This window comes from uncultured Tateyamaria sp., assembly GCF_947497045.1.
Classification (GTDB): Bacteria; Pseudomonadota; Alphaproteobacteria; order Rhodobacterales; family Rhodobacteraceae; genus Tateyamaria.
In genome coordinates this window covers 1-3,406 of sequence record NZ_CANMEU010000035.1, presented here as the reverse complement: position 1 = coordinate 3,406, position 3,406 = coordinate 1, and the positions used below count along the sequence as shown (strand labels likewise).

General features: G+C 49.2%; 4 protein-coding genes. All 4 read right to left on the bottom strand.

Annotated elements, in window-relative coordinates; translation table 11 throughout:
* Nucleotides 1-821, bottom strand: an 821-nt coding sequence (locus Q0859_RS21350) for an AMP-binding protein (protein WP_299155165.1), incomplete at its 3' end; no start/stop codon positions are given.
* 7 nt (nt 822-828) lie between these two features.
* On the bottom strand, nt 829-1,620 hold the full coding sequence (locus tag Q0859_RS21345) for a glycosyl hydrolase family 18 protein (protein WP_299155162.1): 792 nt from the start codon (nt 1,618-1,620) through the stop codon (nt 829-831).
* Between the two features lie 8 nt (nt 1,621-1,628).
* Nucleotides 1,629-3,044: an MATE family efflux transporter gene (locus tag Q0859_RS21340; protein ID WP_299155157.1), complete on the bottom strand. Its 1,416-nt coding sequence runs from the start codon at nt 3,042-3,044 to the stop codon at nt 1,629-1,631.
* A 1-nt stretch (nt 3,045) separates the two neighbouring features.
* Complete coding sequence (locus Q0859_RS21595; protein WP_366523243.1) at nt 3,046-3,315, bottom strand: galactosyltransferase-related protein; 270 nt, start codon at nt 3,313-3,315, stop codon at nt 3,046-3,048.
* Nucleotides 3,316-3,406 lie beyond the last annotated feature (91 nt).

Below are 3,406 nucleotides of genomic sequence, written 5' to 3'. Positions count from 1 at the left end.
TAACTAAGCCCAGATGAGCGACGACTCCTCAAAGTCAAACCGCCATCTGTCTCAAACCATTTGATGACGGACACTCCTTCGAGCATTGCCGCATGTGAAGGTGTGATCTTCGCTACATCAATTCCGTGTTTGGCAATATAGTTTGTGACGACCTGTGCGTCTCTAGCATCTCTTCTTCTCAACAGGTGAAGTGTTCCGCCGAACACCAGTGGAGGGAACAATACTGTGTTTCCGAGGTCAGCGCTAAGCGTCGTTGCGTGAAGAAATGTGAATTCAGAACTCAAGTTCAGCCGCTCTTGGATCGAGTTCAAGTAACAAACCAGCCCTTCGGCTGTGACCATGACACCTTTAGGCTTACCTGTTGAGCCAGACGTAAAAATTATGTAGGGCACGTCGTCGGTGCGTTTGGGAGCTGCTGATGGCTCTTTCGCAACCAATGAATCGACCAAGACTAGCTCGCTCCCGCCTATCGAAAGGCCTTCTAGAGAAACGCTGCTAGTAGAAATTATGGTTTTTGCCCGGCTGGCCGCAACAATTTGGTTCAGGCGTTCCACAGGATCGTCGCATTCCAGCGGTACATAAGGAGCGCCGACCTTTAAACAGGCCAAAATCGATGCTACAAAGTCAATTGATGGCGGGAGCAGGATTGCTACATTGGAGCTATTAGCTAAGTTGCTGGCTATGACTGACGCACGTTCATAGAGTTCATATCTTGTGAGAATAGCATCTTCAAATACCACCGCGCTTTGATTGGGATGCTTCTCGACCGTCTCCGAGAACAGTTTCCAGAGTGTATTTGGAGTGCTGTCGGCATCAGCCACGTTACTTCTATCTGACTGGGAGTGTGTCATTTGCCATCTCAGCGTATGAGTTTGTTTTTAGGCCAGTAAAGTCGTGGTGATCTTCATTTGCCACCCAGAAGACTGATGAGGGCGAGCCATTCTTCATAGCATGCAAGACAAGCGCTTTGGCCGTGTCGAGAGGCATGAATGGATCCTGTAAAGTTATCCCGATGACGACAGGAGGCCCGTTGACGTTCTGAGAGTGTTTGGTCAATCGGTCGAAGTTCTGTGGGCTGGTTTTGTAGTCTATGCTGAGAACCCAGTCGAATAGTGCAATGCTGCCCAAAACGAAGTCAGATACGTCATGGGTTGAAAGGATAAGTCGCGCCTCTCTAGGGAGCCTTTCCCGCAGCAGTCGGCTAAGTTCAGGGAGGTAGTAAACAGTCTCCTTGTTGGGTTCATCCACGGTGAAGTGATGTAGGTCCCTGTCACCCATAAAGTCTATGCTGAGCCCATCCAACTTCCAGTCCACAACCACTTGGACCAGTCGGTCTGCCAGCATTTCTACGTCATTGACCGATGACCAAGAATTACCACCCCAACCGCCAATAGACAGTATGACCTCAGTATCTTGTTCCTGGAGTTCTCTAATTTGGGTTTGCAAACTGTCCCGATCCCAGTGTTTCCAGCATAAGAAATCAAGAGAAACTACATTCTCAGGACGAACTAGTCCGAAAGCCAAATAAACGACATCATAGTGTTTGCCCAACTCCCGTGGCTCTATTGTTTTCTGCCCGCGCGGTGTCTCCGTGCGTTCTCCGAGCCAGTAGGTGTGCATCCTCGGGGCTAGATTCCCTTGGTTTTGCATAGCTCAACCTGTTCAACCGGCTTAGTCGTATCGGGCAAAACATCATGCCGACTTTGCAGTCGCTCGGCTTTCTCCACCCAGATTTTTTTCGACCACCGTCTCACGTGCAAGTATCCCCTTACACCTTCGTCAACACTCTTCCCAACCCATACACCGACCACGCCAGCTTGCAGCACAAGGCCGCAAAACAGCATTGCCGGAAGCCCGACGAGCCACATCACGAGGAAGCCCATTACTGCCGAGTATCGGGAGTCGGTGGTTGTTCTTAAAGCCATGCCACACACTAGGTTTGCGGCCACGCCGATCTGAACCACAAGGCTGATGAGCAGTAGTGTTGATGCAATTTCAATAACCTCTCTATCCGTTGTGAGAACGGAAACTATGGGCTCGGCGAAATACCATAGCGAAAGGCCTGCAAGAAAACCGATAATCAGCACCAATTTAAAGTACGAAATCGCAACGGAGTATGCTTCGTTGAAGTTCTTAGAACCGATTGCATGAGATACAATTATCTGCGTTGCCAACGCTAGCGAAGTCGAGATGACGACAACGAGCAGTGATATGTTGAATGCGTATGTATGAGCTACCAAGGCTGCGTCACCAAAGGTCGCGATAATCACGATTTGCGCAATGAACAAGAACTCTGTTGAAACTGGCTCGACGGTCGAAGGCATGGCTACGGCAAGCATGGATCGAGCGATTTCGTGGGTTGGCTGCTTATTTCGCTGAAGTGATTTGTCTCTAAAGGCTGCCAGTGAATGAACCTTTACTACCACCACCAGTAATCCGAGCATCTGCGCCAATATCGTGGCAATTGCTACTTTCTCCACACCGTTAAAGCTGGCAAGAAAACCGCTGTCAGACAAAAAGAGAGCGTTGAGCACCACGTTTAGACCGGCGGTCATAAACGATGCAGTCATTGGCCATGCCGGTAGACCTCTAAAGGACAATATGGCACCATAGCCAATTCGCAAAAACTGAATGAACAGAAAAGGACCAAGTAATAACAAGTAATTGGATGTGTGGCCTGATGCAATGTCACTTAACCCTAGGGCCGGCCCAACAAAATCGGCCAGAAGGTAGAACAAGACACTAAAAACAAGCCCCGCTGTAGCGGACATGAATATGAGTACGTAGCAAGATCGTGTAGCGAGTGCGTTGCTTCCCGCACTCAGGAACTGCGCCGCAACACTTGAAGCACTTTGGGCGAACGCTTGATATCCAAAAACGACCAACCCGAGTACCGGGACCAGCGCTCCAACTGCGCCAGCCGCGATATCAGATACCTGGCTCAAGAAAAACGTGTCCGTAATGTAGAGGACCAGATTAACCGCTGTTTCAAAGAACAGTGGTATTGCGAGAGCAAAGATGTTTAGTTGCTTTTTGGATTTCATTTCATTCGCCTGCTTTGGGCATATTTACAAGTTCCCAACCCTTGATAATCCGCTCGTGAATGATTGGGTCGCCGAATTTCCTATAGATGTATTCGAGATTTCTTATCCCAGACGCCTCGTTGGTTTCCTCATCTTTGGAGTGGGGCAGGTGTATTGATCCTGCTGACCGCGACAGACGAAACGATACGCCGTTTTGCTGAAGTCTGTAAGCCAAATCATCGTCTTCGCCGCCCCAGCTTTGGAACCAATTGTCGTAACAGCCTACCTTCATTAGAACGTTTCGTTTTGTAACCCGTCACGGCCTTTGAGACAGACAGCATTGTTTTGCTAAGGGAGTGTCTTTCGCTCATCGTAACCCTTGG

Bases quoted from the DNA above. Each gene is read 5' to 3' on its own strand.
- Q0859_RS21595 (WP_366523243.1), bottom strand. From the start codon at position 3,315: ATGAAGGTAGGCTGTTACGACAATTGGTTCCAAAGCTGGGGCGGCGAA.
- Q0859_RS21345 (WP_299155162.1), bottom strand. From the start codon at position 1,620: ATGCACACCTACTGGCTCGGAGAACGCACGGAGACACCGCGCGGGCAG.
- Q0859_RS21340 (WP_299155157.1), bottom strand. From the start codon at position 3,044: ATGAAATCCAAAAAGCAACTAAACATCTTTGCTCTCGCAATACCACTG.